This window comes from Bacillus sp. FSL R5-0712, assembly GCF_038593285.1.
GTDB lineage: Bacteria > Bacillota > Bacilli > Bacillales > Bacillaceae > Bacillus > Bacillus safensis.
The window spans coordinates 2,233,255-2,248,196 of record NZ_CP151981.1 but is presented as its reverse complement, the minus strand read 5'-3'; the positions used below and the strand labels follow the sequence as shown (position 1 = coordinate 2,248,196).

The 14,942-nt window shown below is 42.5% G+C and carries 21 protein-coding genes; 19 read left to right on the top strand and 2 right to left on the bottom strand.

Annotated elements, in window-relative coordinates; translation table 11 throughout:
* Positions 1-35 precede the first annotated feature (35 nt).
* Complete coding sequence (locus NSU11_RS11330) at positions 36-911, top strand: patatin-like phospholipase family protein (protein WP_024422960.1); 876 nt, start codon at positions 36-38, stop codon at positions 909-911.
* Here the strand turns inward: NSU11_RS11330 and NSU11_RS11325 are convergent.
* Both NSU11_RS11325 and NSU11_RS11320 read right to left on the bottom strand, forming a co-directional pair.
* Complete coding sequence (locus NSU11_RS11325) at positions 908-1,303, bottom strand: SA1362 family protein (RefSeq protein ID WP_024422959.1); 396 nt, start codon at positions 1,301-1,303, stop codon at positions 908-910. The two genes, NSU11_RS11330 and NSU11_RS11325, sit on opposite strands and share 4 nt — an antisense overlap.
* Positions 1,304-1,341: 38 nt before the next feature.
* Positions 1,342-2,298, bottom strand: a complete 957-nt coding sequence (locus NSU11_RS11320; RefSeq protein WP_151862662.1) for a DUF1385 domain-containing protein — start codon at positions 2,296-2,298, stop codon at positions 1,342-1,344.
* A 223-nt stretch (positions 2,299-2,521) separates the two neighbouring features.
* Between NSU11_RS11320 and NSU11_RS11315 the strand changes: the two genes are divergently transcribed.
* From NSU11_RS11315 to folD, 18 genes are all read left to right on the top strand, one after another.
* Positions 2,522-3,049 carry a YqhR family membrane protein gene (locus tag NSU11_RS11315; protein ID WP_034621617.1) on the top strand — a complete coding sequence of 176 codons (528 nt, stop codon included), beginning with the start codon at positions 2,522-2,524 and terminating at the stop codon, positions 3,047-3,049.
* Between the two features lie 108 nt (positions 3,050-3,157).
* Complete coding sequence (gene aroQ, locus NSU11_RS11310) at positions 3,158-3,601, top strand: type II 3-dehydroquinate dehydratase (RefSeq protein WP_332284150.1); 444 nt, start codon at positions 3,158-3,160, stop codon at positions 3,599-3,601.
* On the top strand, positions 3,598-4,659 hold the full coding sequence (locus tag NSU11_RS11305; RefSeq protein ID WP_151862664.1) for a Xaa-Pro peptidase family protein: 1,062 nt from the start codon (positions 3,598-3,600) through the stop codon (positions 4,657-4,659). Before aroQ ends, NSU11_RS11305 begins: the two co-directional genes overlap by 4 nt.
* A 25-nt stretch (positions 4,660-4,684) precedes the next feature.
* Positions 4,685-5,242: an elongation factor P gene (gene efp, locus NSU11_RS11300; protein ID WP_024422954.1), complete on the top strand. Its 558-nt coding sequence runs from the start codon at positions 4,685-4,687 to the stop codon at positions 5,240-5,242.
* Between the two features lie 170 nt (positions 5,243-5,412).
* Complete coding sequence (locus NSU11_RS11295; protein ID WP_024422953.1) at positions 5,413-5,694, top strand: YqhV family protein; 282 nt, start codon at positions 5,413-5,415, stop codon at positions 5,692-5,694.
* 66 nt (positions 5,695-5,760) lie between these two features.
* Positions 5,761-6,684, top strand: a complete 924-nt coding sequence (gene spoIIIAA / locus NSU11_RS11290) for a stage III sporulation protein AA (protein ID WP_024428002.1) — start codon at positions 5,761-5,763, stop codon at positions 6,682-6,684.
* On the top strand, positions 6,678-7,193 hold the full coding sequence (gene spoIIIAB, locus NSU11_RS11285; protein ID WP_024428003.1) for a stage III sporulation protein SpoIIIAB: 516 nt from the start codon (positions 6,678-6,680) through the stop codon (positions 7,191-7,193). The genes spoIIIAA and spoIIIAB overlap by 7 nt, the downstream gene beginning before the upstream one ends.
* Positions 7,194-7,212: 19 nt before the next feature.
* Positions 7,213-7,419 (top strand): stage III sporulation protein AC, encoded by a 207-nt coding sequence (gene spoIIIAC / locus NSU11_RS11280; RefSeq protein WP_003153142.1) that lies wholly within the window; start codon positions 7,213-7,215, stop codon positions 7,417-7,419.
* The gene (gene spoIIIAD, locus NSU11_RS11275) at positions 7,416-7,829 is read left to right on the top strand and encodes a stage III sporulation protein AD (protein ID WP_087978339.1); all 414 of its coding nucleotides are present in this window, start codon (positions 7,416-7,418) and stop codon (positions 7,827-7,829) included. The genes spoIIIAC and spoIIIAD overlap by 4 nt, the downstream gene beginning before the upstream one ends.
* A gap of 19 nt (positions 7,830-7,848) precedes the next feature.
* Positions 7,849-9,042 (top strand): stage III sporulation protein AE, encoded by a 1,194-nt coding sequence (gene spoIIIAE / locus NSU11_RS11270; protein WP_024422950.1) that lies wholly within the window; start codon positions 7,849-7,851, stop codon positions 9,040-9,042.
* 14 nt (positions 9,043-9,056) lie between these two features.
* Positions 9,057-9,689 carry a stage III sporulation protein AF gene (gene spoIIIAF, locus NSU11_RS11265; protein ID WP_024422949.1) on the top strand — a complete coding sequence of 211 codons (633 nt, stop codon included), beginning with the start codon at positions 9,057-9,059 and terminating at the stop codon, positions 9,687-9,689.
* Positions 9,682-10,353: a stage III sporulation protein AG gene (gene spoIIIAG / locus NSU11_RS11260; protein ID WP_024428005.1), complete on the top strand. Its 672-nt coding sequence runs from the start codon at positions 9,682-9,684 to the stop codon at positions 10,351-10,353. Before spoIIIAF ends, spoIIIAG begins: the two co-directional genes overlap by 8 nt.
* On the top strand, positions 10,353-10,985 hold the full coding sequence (locus tag NSU11_RS11255) for a SpoIIIAH-like family protein (RefSeq protein ID WP_024428006.1): 633 nt from the start codon (positions 10,353-10,355) through the stop codon (positions 10,983-10,985). Before spoIIIAG ends, NSU11_RS11255 begins: the two co-directional genes overlap by 1 nt.
* Positions 10,986-11,180: 195 nt before the next feature.
* The gene (accB, locus tag NSU11_RS11250; protein ID WP_061109343.1) at positions 11,181-11,663 is read left to right on the top strand and encodes an acetyl-CoA carboxylase biotin carboxyl carrier protein; all 483 of its coding nucleotides are present in this window, start codon (positions 11,181-11,183) and stop codon (positions 11,661-11,663) included.
* 11 nt (positions 11,664-11,674) lie between these two features.
* A complete protein-coding gene (gene accC / locus NSU11_RS11245; RefSeq protein WP_024422945.1) occupies positions 11,675-13,024 on the top strand; it encodes an acetyl-CoA carboxylase biotin carboxylase subunit in 1,350 nt (449 codons plus the stop codon).
* Between the two features lie 25 nt (positions 13,025-13,049).
* Positions 13,050-13,457, top strand: a complete 408-nt coding sequence (locus NSU11_RS11240; RefSeq protein ID WP_024422944.1) for an Asp23/Gls24 family envelope stress response protein — start codon at positions 13,050-13,052, stop codon at positions 13,455-13,457.
* Between the two features lie 210 nt (positions 13,458-13,667).
* Positions 13,668-14,063 (top strand): transcription antitermination factor NusB, encoded by a 396-nt coding sequence (gene nusB, locus NSU11_RS11235; RefSeq protein ID WP_012010530.1) that lies wholly within the window; start codon positions 13,668-13,670, stop codon positions 14,061-14,063.
* A gap of 11 nt (positions 14,064-14,074) precedes the next feature.
* Positions 14,075-14,926, top strand: a complete 852-nt coding sequence (gene folD, locus NSU11_RS11230; RefSeq protein ID WP_024422943.1) for a bifunctional methylenetetrahydrofolate dehydrogenase/methenyltetrahydrofolate cyclohydrolase FolD — start codon at positions 14,075-14,077, stop codon at positions 14,924-14,926.
* Positions 14,927-14,942: the final 16 nt, after the last annotated feature.

Sequence of the window (14,942 nt, the reverse complement as noted above, 5' to 3'; positions counted from 1 at the left end):
ACTATTATTAGCGTGAAATCAAAGGGGGCTCCTTGATGAAGATAGATGGTGTGTTCTCAGGTGGAGGCATTAAGGGGGCAGCGCTTGCAGGTGCCTATGAAGCGCTTGAAGCGAGAGGATTTCAATTTGTCCGTCTTGCTGGTACAAGTGCTGGAGCAATCATTGCTTCACTCATCGCAGCAGGTTTTACAAGCCAGGAAATTCGCACGCTTTTAGATGAAATGGATGAGCATCAATTGCTTGATAGGAGATGTCAATTCATCCCCTTTAAAATGCTCAGGTGGGTATCCATTTACTGGCGTCTCGGTCTTTATAAAGGAGACCGGCTGGAAAAATGGCTGACCGATGTGCTAAAACGAAAGGGGGTCACCGTGTTTGGAGACCTCAAAAAAGATTCACTGAAAATCGTTGCGTCCGATTTAACGAATGGAAAAATCCTTGTGCTGCCAGACGACCTTCCTTCATATGGCTTAAATCCAGAGCGGTTTTCCGTGGCGAGGGCTATTCGAATGAGCTGCAGCCTGCCGTATTTTTTCGAACCTGTCAAACTGAAGTCATCAAAAGGCATTTGTACCATTGTAGATGGAGGAGTGCTGAGCAATTTTCCAATTTGGCTGTTTGCTGAAGAGAAAAAAAGACCGTTCGTCGGTGTCACATTAACGCCAAACGAAAAAGAACGCCCTCAACACTCCATCCGCAATGCGTTTGAACTGTTTGGCGCTCTTTTTGAAACGATGCGTGGTGCTCATGACGAAAGACATATCGCCACAAAACACGAACGTCATATTATTTTTATTCCTGTAGAACACGTCATTGCCACTGATTTTCAACTCATGACAGAAAAGAAAAAGGCGCTCGTCGATCTAGGCAGACAGAAGGCCGAGCAATTTTTAAAAAGCTGGACATTTTAAAATAAGGCGCGATTCTTCTTTTTGTTTTTCTTGCCTTCAATCACAGTCAAATGTGTTTGGCTTTTCTTTTTGAGAAGGACGGGCTTAGACTTGTGGTCAGTCGGCACGCTTCGCAAATGAGTGACCCGATTTTTCATCTGGCTTTTCGTTTTTGGTTTAGGCTGCTGGTAGCGACGTTTTGATTGTTTGACTGCTTTACGATAAAGATTGCCCTCTGTTCCAGTTCTTCGATTCATCAGCCATCTAAATAGGAAAAACAAAACCGCTCCAATGATCACAACAGACAGCAGCATGGTAAAAAGTCTGCCTGGGTTCGTTGTGAGTAAGTACACAAATCCCAAAACACCTAAAGCGAAAATAATGGTAAAAGCAGGATGTACTCGGCGATTCATAACTGTCCACCTCCGAAGGAATTTACCGGATTTATAAGTTAGATCACTTGATGAGCAGAATCTGACGCTTGTTTCAGAGATACTTCCTCTAAACGAAGAAGTTCATTAAAACTTGCAATGGCTACCTCGACTTGATCGTCAGAAGGTTCTTTTGTTGTGAGCAATTGCAGCCAAAGGCCAGGATAGCCAAGCGCTTTAAGCACAGGCACTTCTCGGAGTTTGTTCGTGAATTGAAGCACTTCAAATGAAATGCCCAGAACAACCGGAATAAGTGCCAAGCGGTTCAGAACTCTCACCCATAAAGGATCTGTCGGTACGAGTAAATAGACGAACATCCCGACAATGACAGTGAATAAAATAAAGCTGCTGCCGCATCGATAATGCAGACGGGATTGCTTTTGGACATTTTCCACTGTGATGTCAAGGTTCTGTTCATAGCAGTTTATGACTTTATGTTCTGCCCCATGATATTGAAATACTCTTTTAATTAAAGGGGTCATGGAAATAAAGTAAATATAGCCTAATAAAAGGATTAATTTGAAGAATGTTTCCACTGCGATTTGTGCGAAATTCCCTGAAAAGATGGGACGCACAAGCTCTGCTAAAAAGACAGGTACCAGGGTAAAGACAAATTTACTAAAGAGTAGAGAGAGAACTCCGATCACAGCAATGCCGAAGATCATGGATAATTTCGAGCTTTTTTGTTCTTTTTCAAGAGTATGATCTTCAGAAGGATCTAAGTCATATCGCTCACTGGAGAAGTTTAAGTGCTTACTGCCGTTTGCGCTTGCTTCAACAAGTGCAGCAACACCCCTGACAAAGGGGATTTTCTTGAGAAAGGCGGTTCGTTTATTGGAGGTCCGGGGAAGCTTCAAAAACTCAATGGACTGGTCCTTTCGCCGAATCGCTGTCACATAGTTCTTCTTACCTCCGAACATGACACCTTCGACAACTGCCTGCCCTCCATAAGCTGGAGGTTTTGTTTGATTGGACATATTTCATCAACCTGCCTGTTTCCTGTAATTTACATGCATTTCCTTATACCTTTATTGTACAGGAAATGAGGGGAAATCACTAGCTCACAGGTCGATTATCTACTAGAATTCTATCTACCTCTTTTTAGCCAGTATACCCTGTTTTAAAAATTTTACACTCACGCATGGAAATCCTTTTTTTTCATGACATTTTGGACATACTACTTGCTGGAGGTGTTCACAAATGAAACGTGATGAAAAGAAAAACCAAGAAGAAAAAAATCAGTCCGTGCAAACGACATCACTTGTGGCAAGAGCGGCTGCTACAGGCTTTGTCGGCGGTGTTTTTTGGGGCTTTATCGGGTTTCTGACCCATGTGTTTCATTTTTCAGAGGTGAGTCCCAATATGCTGCTTCAGCCATTTGTGCTTGGAGAATGGAAAAAGGGAGGACTTGGTACTTTTATCAGTATTGTGCTGTTAGGAGTTTTATCGATTGGAGCCGCCTTTATTTATTTTGGGCTTTTAAAAAGGATCAAAGGCTTTTGGATGGGTTTAGTATATGGCGGGCTTTTATGGCTGCTCGTTTTTTACGTATTTAATCCCATTTTCCCAGATGTAAAGCAAGTACAAGAGTTGCAGCAAAGCACCGTTGTCACGACATTTTGCCTATATATTTTATATGGCATGTTTGTCGGGTACAGCATTTCGTTTGAATATAATGAATTGACGAGTCAAAAGCTTGCGAGGGCACTCGGGAAAAAGACAGAATAAAGTGTAAATCGCCTATTCATATGATAAAATATTTTTGGAAACGAAAGGTTTCTAAGGAAAAAGAAACAGATCTCGATATAGATTGAATTAGGGTGAAGGAGTGGTCATATGCCTCATTTTCTTGTACTGAATGGACCCAATTTAAATAGGCTTGGCAAAAGAGAGCCTGCTGTTTATGGAAGTAAGACGCTGACAGATTTAGAGACGGATTTGTTCCAGTTCGCAGAACGAGCAAACATCCAATTAACGTTCTTTCAATCAAATCACGAAGGGGATTTGATTGATGCGCTCCATGAAGCAGAAGATCAATACGATGGTGTCGTATTTAACCCGGGTGCATTTACCCACTGCAGCTATGCGCTGAGAGATGCCATTGCAAGTATTTCTTTATCAGTCATTGAAGTACATATCACAAATGTTCATAAGAGAGAGGAATTCCGCCATCATTCTGTACTTGCTCCAGTATGCCAAGGACAAATCGTTGGGCTTGGCTTAGAAGGGTATAAATTGGCGATTCGTTATTTAGTCAGTGAAGGGGGAGCAGTATCATGAAACTTGAAAAACTAAGAGCACTTTTAAGTGAATTAGAGATCGATGGCCTTGTCATTACGAGCAGTTTTAATTTACAGTATATGACCAGCTTTACCGGATCAGCCGGTCTTGCTGTCGTTTCAAAGGACCGGGCAGCTTTTATCACGGACTTCCGCTATACAGAGCAAGCGAAGGATCAAGTCAAAGGCTATGACATCATTGAACATAAAGGAAACATTGTGGAAACGGCTGCTCAAACGGCAAAGGAATTTGGAGTGAAACGCCTTGGGTTCGAACAAAACCATATGACATTTGCCACGTATCAGCAGTACGCAGCCAAAGCAAGCGGTATAGAGCTTGTTCCAGTCTCTGAATCAGTTGAAAAGTTGCGCTTGATTAAGTCTAGTGAAGAGATTAAGATATTAGAGGAAGCTGCGAAGATTGCAGATCACGCCTTTGATCATATTCTCACTTACATCAAGCCGGGCCTGACGGAAATTGCTGTCATGAACGAGCTTGAATTTTTCATGAGAAAAGAAGGTGCTGAAGGATCTTCATTCGATATGATAGTTGCCTCAGGTGTTCGTTCAAGCCTGCCTCACGGAAGAGCGAGTGAAAAGGTGATTGAATCTGGTGATTTAGTGACACTCGATTTTGGTGCTTACTATAAAGGCTATTGTTCTGATATGACAAGAACGATTGCTGTCGGAACACCAAGCGACAAGCTAAAGGAAATTTATCATATCGTTTTAGAAGCAGAAAACGCTGGTGTGGATAGAATCAAGCCAGGCTTAACAGGAAAAGAAGCTGATCGCATCACACGAGACATCATTGAAAAGTATGGCTATGGTCAATACTTCGGGCATTCAACCGGGCACGGGCTAGGTATGGAAGTACATGAAGCGCCAGGCCTTTCCTCACGATCAGAGGTCGTTTTAGAAGAGGGAATGGTCGTCACAGTTGAGCCGGGGATTTACTTGCCAGATGTCGGCGGCGTGAGAATTGAGGATGATATTGTCCTGACAGCTGACGGCAATAAACGATTGACCCACTCACCGAAAGAACTTATCATATTATGATGGTGAAATGTAGGAGGATGACAAAATGATTTCAGTAAACGATTTTCGTACTGGCCTGACAATTGAAGTGGACGGCGGTATTTGGCGAGTAGTGGATTTTCAGCACGTAAAACCAGGGAAAGGCGCAGCGTTTGTTCGTTCGAAACTGCGTAACCTGCGTACAGGTGCCATTCAAGAAAAAACATTCCGCGCAGGCGAAAAAGTAGCGAAAGCACAAATCGAAACAAAAACAATGCAATACTTGTATGCAAATGGCGATCAGCATGTTTTCATGGATACAAGTTCTTATGAGCAGCTTGAACTAAGTGAAGCACAAATTAAAGATGAGCTGAAATATTTGCTTGAAAATATGTCTGTTCAAATCGTGATGTACGGTGCTGAAACTCTTGGAGTAGAACTTCCAAACACAGTAGAACTAGAAGTAGTAGAAACAGAGCCTGGTATTAAAGGTGACACAACATCAGGCGGCTCAAAACCTGCAAAAACTGAAACTGGTTTAATCGTCAACGTTCCTTTCTTTGTGAACCAAGGAGATAAACTAGTGATTAATACATCTGACGGCTCATACGTTTCAAGAGCGTAATGAACGAAAAAAGACTGTAAACCTCGTGTTTACAGTCTTTTTTTATTGGAAAAATGACTCCTCAAGGCAGGCCTTCTCTCAATTCTCTCATTCATCTCTCTTCCTTCCTGAAAAACAAGACTACTTCCAGCTGGTCAAGCATATAGTGTAAAAAAAGCTGGAGGTTCTATATGAAACAATTTCTCCCAGGTCTACACCCGTCAGTCGCTGCAATGGCAGGCATGAGATTCTTATCCGCCGCCATTGAACTGACGGCAGCCATCCTTATTTTAATCACAAATGATGTACGGAAAGCGGTAGTCATCAATAGCATATTGGCAATCATCGGGCCGCTCATTTTTATTATCACGATGACGATTGGAATCTATCAAATTGCCGGGCAGCTATCCTATGCAAAGCTCGTGTTTATTTTCATTGGTGTCGTGTTTATTCTTGTTGGGATCTATAAGTGAAACGGCTTGGCATAATTAACGGCTCACATCATACATTTTAGAGAAGAAAAAAAGGAGGGGAATTCGTTGCGGAGTTTGTTGGATATTCTCCCGCACTCGATTGGACAAGAACTCAGGCTGCTGAAAGAGGCAGAATGGGCGCAAATAGAAGAAATCCGCATTCGCACGGATCGTCCTATTGAATTAATGCAGGGAGGAAAACCACGTTTCCTTTCTTATCACACCACCTGGGAAGATGCGTCTCAGCTATTAGGCAGGCTGAGCAATTACAGCATGTACACACTTGAGGAAGAGCTAAAACAGGGCTATATCACGATATCTGGCGGACACCGGGTAGGACTTGCTGGGAAGGTGATCGTTGAAAACGGATTTGTCAAAGGGTTAAGAGATATCTCTTCATTTAATATCCGCATTGCCAAAGAAAAAATCGGGATTGCGCTTCCTTTTCTTCCTTATTTATATGAAGAGCACTGGCACAATACACTCATCATCGGCCCCCCGCAAACGGGGAAAACCACATTGCTCCGGGATATAGCACGTCTTGCTAGTACAGGCACAAAAACCATTCCTCCTAGAAAAACAGGCATTATTGATGAGCGTTCTGAAATCGCCGGATGTATCAGAGGAGTGCCGCAGCATCATTTTGGCCACCGGATTGATGTACTCGATGCGTGTCCAAAGGCTGAAGGATTGATGATGATGATTCGGTCTATGAGCCCAGAGGTCATGATTGTCGATGAAATCGGAAAAAGTGAGGATGTCGAGGCACTTTTAGAAGCGATTCATGCCGGAGTCAACATCATCGTCTCAGCTCATGGCTATTCACTTGAAGATGTATATAAACGGCCTTCTTTTAAACCGTTATGGGAGCTTCGTGTGTTTGAACGATATGTTGAATTAAATCGAAACAATGGGCCTGGCACGATCGGGCGAATGTACGGCGGGGACGGCCAAGAGATGAAATGGAGGCGGGGAGTGGACGTATGTTAAAGCTCATTGGCGCTATTTTCATTGTCGCGGCCACGACTTGGGGAGGATTCGAGTTTGCCAAACGATATAGCGACAGACCTAAACAAATTCGGCAGCTGCGGTTTGCTCTCCAGTCTCTTGAAGCTGAAATTATGTATGGTCAAACCCCTTTAGCACGGGCGGCAGAGCAAATTGCAGCGCAGGTAGGTCCACCTGTGAATCAGCTGTTTGAACAATTTGCAGAAAAGCTGAAAGTGGGGACCTTTTCTGCACGCCATGCATGGAACGAAAGTCTTGAAGATGTTTGGAAAAAAACCGTATTGAAAAAAGGCGAATATGAGGCGTTGAAGCACTTTGGAGAAACACTTGGCCAGCATGATGTCACTTCTCAGCAAAAGTATATCAAGCTTGCTTTAGGTCATTTGGAATCAGAGGAGAAAGAAGCTGAAATCGCCCAAGCGAAAAATGAAAAAATGGTCAGAAGCCTCGGATTTTTAAGCGGATTACTACTGATTCTTTTATTGATGTGAGAGGAAGGGAGTCGAGAGCATGGGCGTTGATGTAAACGTCATTTTTCAAATTGCCGGAGTAGGCATCGTCGTGGCCTTTCTCCATACGATTTTAGACCAAATGGGAAAGAAAGAGTACGCTCAGTGGGTGACGCTGCTTGGGTTTATCTACATTTTGTTTATGGTGGCAACCATTGTAGACGATTTGTTTAAAAAGATTAAAGCCGTATTTCTATTTCAAGGATAGGGGAGGGCTTACAAATCGAAATCATACAAATTGTTGGACTTGGTTTAATCGCTACTTTTTTAGCATTAATCGTCAAAGAACAAAAGCCAACCTTCGCCTTTATGCTTGTTGTTTTTACCGGATGTGTCATTTTTCTTTATTTAATTGATCAAATCTATGCCATTATCTCGATGATTGAAAAAATTGCAGCAAGTGCCGGCGTCAATATGAAGTATGTTGAAACCATATTGAAGATTATTGGCATTGCCTATATTGCGGAATTTGGCGCTCAGCTGACGAAGGATGCTGGACAAGGCGCCATTGCATCCAAAATAGAGCTAGGCGGCAAGATTCTCATCTTGGTGATGGCAGTCCCGATTTTAACAGTCATCATTGAGACGATCTTAGGAATGATCCCGTCCATGACGTAAATGAAAAGAGGTGATGACAATGAAACGGGTGACCGCTGTAATGGGATTGATGCTTTTCTTTTGGCTGATTGCTCCGCATGCAGGGGCAGAAGAAAAAGAACCTTTATCTAATGAACAGCCAGCAGCACAGGAAGTGGCGAATGGACAGGCTGATGCACTTGAGCTTCATTCCATCAGTGACTTTTGGGAAACCATTTTGGACGAGTATGGCGGCTTTTTGCCAGAAAGCCAAAAGGGCACAGTGAAGGAAATGATTGACGGCGATAAAGAGCTGTCTCCCCAAACATGGCTGAAAGCCTTTGTACATTATCTGTTTCACGAGGTCATTGCAAACGGAAAGCTTCTAGGTACTCTGATTTTACTCACCATCTTTTGTTCGCTTTTGCAGCTTTTACAAAATGCCTTTGAACAAAGCACCGTCAGCAAAGTCGCATATGCTCTTGTTTATATGGTGCTGATTATTATTGCACTTAACAGCTTTCATGTGGCGATTTCCTATGCCACAGAAGCCATTCAAACGATGACCAGTTTTATTCTTGCTCTTATTCCTCTTTTACTAGCGCTTATTGCTTCATCAGGCGGGCTTGTCTCAGCCGGATTCTTTCATCCCGTTATTATATTTTTAATGAACACGAGCGGTGTTTTCATTCAGTATGTCGTTCTCCCGCTCATCTTTTTATCTGCAATATTGAGCATTATCAGTACGCTGACCGAACAATACAAGGTCACCCAGCTTGCCCAGCTGTTAAGAAATGTGGCAATTGGCGGGCTTGCCGTTTTTTTAACCGTTTTTCTCGGTGTCATTTCCGTTCAGGGTGCATCTGCGGCCGTTACGGATGGAATCGCTCTTCGTACAGCCAAATTCATTACCGGAAACTTCATCCCTGTCCTAGGCAGAATGTTTACAGATGCGACCGATACCGTGATCAGCGCCTCTGTTTTACTCAAAAATACAGTCGGACTAGTTGGGGTCGCCATTTTGATTTCAATTGCCGCTTTCCCGGCGATTAAAGTGCTTTCGTTAGCCCTTATCTATAAGCTTGCTGCTGCCATCCTTCAGCCGTTAGGGGGCGGACCCATCATCAGCTGTCTTGATGTCATTTCAAAAAGTGTGCTGTATATATTTGCCGCACTTGCTGTAGTGTCGCTCATGTTCTTTTTAAGCATTACCGTCATCATCACTGCGGGTAACCTGACCATGATGATGAAGTAAGGAGGGGACACCTTTTGAGTTTTCTCACGGAATGGATCACAAGTATTATTCTTTTTATCTTATTTGCGATTGTTATTGATCTTCTGCTTCCCAATTCGAGCATGCAAAAGTATGCAAAAATGGTCGTCAGCCTGCTGCTCATCGTGGTGATGCTCAATCCGATTTTTGCTTTATTTCGAGCAGATCCTGATCAAATTTTTTCAGAATTGATGAAAGGGAAGGAAGAAGCGCAGTCAGAAGAAATAAAAAATCAGATGAATTTAGAAAAAAAAGAAATACAAGCCTCTCAGCGTGCATATATTTTAAAGCAAATGGCTGTCCAACTAGAAAAAAGCGCAAAGGAGCCACTGGAGAAGGAGAGCTATGTAATGAAACACGTAGAAGTGCTGGCTGATGAGGAGCATCTGGATCAGAATATGGAGGCGGATCAATTTCGCATCAAAGCAGTTCTTTCCCCGCTCACAGGTGATGCTGTAGAAACGGTGGCAAAGGTGGACATTGATCTCTCCAAGCAAAAGGAGGAAAGCGCTGGATCTTCTAGCAAAGAGATCACGAGGGTGAAAGAGACACTTGCTGATGTTTGGAATACGAGTCCTGAGCACATCGCGCTGAACATTGAGGGAGGTGACGCAGCAGATCATGAATAACAAGGACTGGAAACAAAAGCTGAAATCATTCTTCCAGCCGCCTGAAAAAGGTGAAGGGAAACCCAAATTAACGAAGCACCATTACTTGCTGCTTGTATTCATTATCGGCGTATCTTTCATGTTAGTCAGTCAGATCTTGTCACCGCCATCAAGCAAACAACAAGCTGCTGTTCCTGCTTCTAAAAAAACATCCTCAGAAGAGCAGGAGGTATTCAAACCGGCATCCTCAGGTAAACCAAAAAATTCAATTGAGGATGTGGAGCAAGAATACGAAAATCAGCTGAAAGAAATTTTAGAGACCATCATCGGCGTTGAGGATGTATCCATTGTGGTCAATGTAGATGCAACGTCTTTAAAAGTGTTTGAAAAAAACAAATCCAATAAAAGTACAACGACCGAGGAAACAGATAAAGAAGGCGGCGTACGAAGTGTCACCGATCAAACAAAAGAAGAAGAAGTCGTCATCATCAAAAATGGCAATGAAGAAACACCAGTCGTTGTTCAAACGAAAAAACCAGAAATCCGAGGTGTCCTCGTTGTTGCTCAAGGAGTAGACAACGTTCAAATAAAGAAAACCATCATTGAAGCGGTTACACGAGTGCTTGATGTACCGAGCCATAGAGTGGCTGTTGCCCCTAAAAAAATCAAGGAGGATTCGGAATGATGTTAAAAAAACAAACGGTTTGGCTATTAACGATGCTAAGTTTAGTTGTCGTATTAAGTGTGTACTATATCATGTCTCCACAGGGTGAAAATGCAGTGACAGTAGAAGATACGAAATCAAAAGGCACTGAAGAGAAAAAAGTTGAAACAGAAAAAGGGACGGACAAAGGCATGGAAAAAGGCGCTGATAAGAAATCCACTGACAAAGAAACAAACGGCAAGCAAGAGGATATCGAAACAAGCGGTGAAGAAGGAAAGGCTGTGTCAGAGCAAACAGACGATGAGCTTTTTACAACATACAGACTAGAGCTTGAAGATAAACGAAGCAAGCAGCGCGAAGAATACAACGAAATTGTCTCCAGTGACGATGCAACAGCACAAGAAAAAAGTGAAGCATACGATCAAATGACAGCGCTCAGTGAAGCAGAAGGAACTGAGCGTCAGCTTGAGACCTTGATCAAAACAAAAGGCTATAAAGATGCGCTCGTAAGTGCTGAAGGGGATAAAGTGAGCATCACGGTTCGTTCTGATAAAAAATCAAAATCTCAAGCGGCCGATATTATTGATATGGTCACAAAAGAAATGAGAGGTCTTGATAACGTAGCTGTCACTTTTGAGCCCACTAATCAATAAAAAATGAACTGGCGCCCTTTGCGGAAAAGGGCGTTTTTTGATGCGGCTTGACGCCCTCTCCAAGGTGCTTACGCGAGGCGCTTCACCACAATAGTAGTTGAATTCATCGAAATCCTCCTGTAAGATGGTTATAGTATGTACTTTTAGTACTAGCCTATAATAAAAAGATAAATCCATACATAGGGGTGCAAATCCATGTTAAAAATCGAAGAAATTCATGAACTGATTAAATTAATTGATGACTCTACTATCGATGAGTTTACGTACGAAAACGAAGGTGCAAAAATCAAACTGAAGAAAAACAAAGAAGTCGTTCAGCAAGTTGCGGCACAAGCACCAGTGGCTCCTGTCCAAGCAGCTCCAGCTCAACAAGCTCCTACAGCACAAGCTCCAGCTCAGACCGAAGCCCCTGCACAAGAGGCAGCTGCGTCTGAAAATCTGCATAAAATCACATCCCCAATGGTTGGCACATTTTATGCTTCATCTTCACCAGAAGCAGATCCATACGTGACAACAGGCTCTAAGGTGAAGGAAAATTCAGTTGTATGTATCGTGGAAGCGATGAAACTGTTTAATGAAATCGAAGCAGAAGTAAAAGGTGAAATCGTCGAAGTATTAGCTGAAAACGGTCAGCTTGTAGAATTCGGACAACCCCTCTTTCTAGTGAAAGCAGAGTAAGGAGTACGATCATGATTAAAAAGCTATTAATTGCAAACAGAGGAGAAATCGCAGTTAGAATTATCCGCGCTTGTAAAGAGCTTGGAATTGAAACTGTTGCGGTATTTTCTGAAGCGGATCGCGATGCGCTGCATGTACAAATGGCTGATGAAGCATATTGCATTGGACCGACTGCTTCTAAAGATAGTTATTTAAATGTCACGAATATTGTCAGCGTAGCAAAATTAACAGGGACAGATGCCATCCATCCAGGATACGGCTTTTTAGCAGAAAATGCAGACTTTGCAGAGCTTTGCGAGGAATGTAATGTGATCTTTGTTGGACCAACTGCGTCAGCGATTTCCAAAATGGGAACGAAAGATGTTGCGCGAGAAACAATGAAGAATGCAGGCGTTCCGATCGTCCCTGGTTCTCAAGGAATTGTAAAAGATCTTGATGATGCTGTTTCAACAGCAGCTAGTATTGGGTATCCTGTGATTATTAAAGCAACTGCAGGCGGAGGCGGTAAAGGGATCCGTGTGGCTCGTACAGAAGAAGAGCTTATTAACGGAGTCACCATCACGCAGCAGGAAGCGGCGCAAAACTTTGGGAACCCTGGTGTCTATTTAGAAAAATTCATTGAAGACTTTAGACATGTGGAAATTCAAGTGCTTGCAGATCAGCATGGCAATACGATTCATTTAGGAGAGCGTGATTGCTCGATCCAAAGAAGAATGCAAAAGCTTCTTGAAGAAACGCCATCACCAGCACTAAATGCAGACATTCGTGAGCAAATGGGTGAAGCAGCTGTAAAAGCAGCAGAAGCTGTTGAATACACAGGTGCTGGAACAGTCGAATTCATTTATGATTATAATGAAGAGAAGTTCTACTTCATGGAAATGAATACTCGTATTCAAGTAGAGCATCCTGTGACAGAAATGGTCACAGGTGTAGACCTGATAAAAGAACAGATCAAGGTTGCATCAGGTGAGAAGCTTTCTCTTACACAAGAGGATGTCGTATATGAAGGCTGGGCGATCGAATGCCGCATCAATGCAGAGAACCCAGAGAAAAACTTCATGCCTTCAGCTGGTGAAATTAAAATGTATCTTCCGCCAGGCGGTTTAGGTGTACGTGTTGATTCTGCCGCTTATCCGGGCTATGTGATTCCGCCATATTATGACAGCATGATTGCAAAAGTGATCACATATGGTAAGACGAGAGAAGAAGCGATTGCGAAAATGAAACGTGCGCTTCAAGAATTCGTCATTGAAGGAGTCTACACAACGATTCCATTCCACCTTAGATTGCTCGAGCATGAAACATTTGTGAGCGGTAACTTTAATACGAAGTTTTTAGAAACATACCAAATCATGAAATAATCACAGCTTTCGGAGGTGAATGATCGTGTCAGAAAACAATTTGCTTGAAATGAACCTTGATGAGGATCAATTGGGAAAAGTGCAAATTGCACCAGAAGTGATTGAAGTCATTGCTGGGATCGCCGCTTCAGAAGTCGAAGGCATTGCCGAAATGCGCGGCAATTTCGCTGCTGATGTAGCAGAACGCTTTGGTAAGAAAAATCACCGTAAAGGTGTAAAAGTAGATGTCTCTGATGAAGGCATCACAATCGATGTGTATTGTGTGGTTGAATTTGGCCTTTCCATTCCAAAGGTATCCACTGCTGTACAAGAAAATATCCGTCAAACCCTTTTGAACATGACTGCCTTAACGATTAATGAAATTAACATTCATGTCGTTGGCATTCAATTTGAAACAAAAGCACCTGAGGCTGAAGTAGATCAAGAAATGTAAAATAGGGTTCAAGTGAAACCAAGGAGGCATTGCCTCTTTGGTTTTTTAAAGCCCATTTTTGAGTAATTTCCGAATATTGATAACGTGACGCGTGGATTGATTCGTTTTTCGTCACAGCTCGCATGGATCTTGGTGCGACCACGGTCAAAATATGTTATGATCTCTGTATGGCTTAACGACAAGCGGATAAAGTGGTTAAAGGAGTAAATAATGAAAAGAAGAACTGCAAGAGAAAAGGCGCTACAAACATTATTTCAAATTGATGTGAGCAATATTGATCCGAAAGAGGCCATTACACATGCGCTGGATGAACAAGAATCAGATCCTTTTTTCGAGGAACTGGTTTTCGGTGTGCTTGAACAAAAGGACAAGCTTGATGACATGATCTCACAGCATCTAGTGAATTGGAAACTCGATCGTATTGCAAACGTAGACAGAGCCATTTTAAGGCTGTCTGTGTACGAGATGGTGTATCAAGAAGACATCCCAGTTAGTGTCTCAATGAATGAAGCGATTGAGCTCGCCAAATTATTCGGCGATGATAAAGCACCGAAATTTGTAAATGGTGTACTTTCGAACATTAAAAACGACCTAAAGCAGCAATAGGAGGATTCGACATGACAGCAACAATCATCGATGGGAAAGAAACAGCAAAAGAAAAACGTGAACAATTAGCAAAAGAAGTAGAAGAGCTCAAACAAAAAGGAGTCACACCTGGTCTTGCCGTTATTCTAATCGGTGATGATCCGGCTTCACTTTCTTACGTACGCGGGAAGAAAAAAGCAGCAGAAGCAATGGGCATGCACTTTCAGCTTGATCATTTAGATGCTTCTTTAACAGAAGAAGAATTGCTTCAGCTGATTGATCAGTACAATGCGAACGATCAATTCCACGGGATTCTTGTTCAACTTCCACTGCCAAAACATATTTCTGAAAAAGCCGTCATTGAACGTATTTCACCTGAGAAAGATGTAGATGGTTTCCATCCATTAAATATCGGAAAAATGCTGCTTGGAGAAGATACATTCCTACCTTGTACACCAGCAGGCATTGTTGAATTACTGAATAAAACGGGTGTCAGTCTTTCTGGAAAAGAAGTGGTTGTTGTAGGGCGCAGCAATATTGTCGGCAAACCAGTGGGACAATTGCTGTTAAACGAAAACGCAACGGTTACTTACTGCCATTCAAGAACGGCGAATATTTCAGAACATACATTAAAAGCGGACATTTTAGTTGTTGCCGTCGGTCGAGCAAACTTTATAAAAGCTGACCAAATCAAAGAAGGTGCAATTGTCATCGATGTAGGAGTCAATCGTTTAGATACTGGGAAGCTTGTTGGGGATGTTGATTTTGAAGAAGCGAAAGAAAAAGCTTCTTACATTACACCAGTCCCTGGCGGAGTCGGTCCAATGACGATTACGATGCTTGCACATAATACGGTTAAATCAGCAAAACGTACATTAGCATAAGCTTTATCCATTCATC